Genomic DNA, 444 nt, shown 5'->3' with positions numbered 1-444 from the left:
TTTCCAGAGGATGGAGTCGTCTTCCTCGTGCATGCAGATCGCGTTCTCGATGGTCAGCGGGTTGCCGTGGCTGTCGGCGGTGATCCCGTCGAAGTATTTGATTTCGCCGAGGCAGTCACAGCCCAGGGTCAGGGAGTTGGCCAAGTTCCCGATGTTGTATTCACCGGAGTCGAACGCGTTTTTCTTGGCCTGGACCGGGGCGGTGTCACCGTACGGGACGACCATTTCCGAGAGCGAGGCCCGGTTCAGCACGGGCCGGTCCACGCCCTTGTTCCGGAATTTGAGCTGGTGCAGGACCAGGCCTTCACGGGGGGTGAACCCGACCCGGAAGGACCAGTCGGCCCAGCGGACGTGGTTGCCGGTCACGGTGAAGGACGCGCCCTCGGGCTGGGTGATGCTGATGGGCTTGAGGTCGGTGCGTGCTTCGCCGACGTATTTGGGCAG

General features: G+C 63.1%; 1 protein-coding gene. It reads right to left on the bottom strand.

The genetic code is table 11. The features are described from left to right. On the bottom strand, positions 1–444 hold a 444-nt coding region (locus tag NQJ30_RS18895), incomplete at both ends, for a copper amine oxidase (RefSeq protein ID WP_441339106.1).

The organism is Pseudarthrobacter sulfonivorans, from assembly GCF_024391045.1.
GTDB lineage: Bacteria > Actinomycetota > Actinomycetes > Actinomycetales > Micrococcaceae > Arthrobacter > Arthrobacter sulfonivorans_B.
Note: the sequence above shows the minus strand (reverse complement) of the source record. Positions and strands in the feature narration are given on the sequence as shown.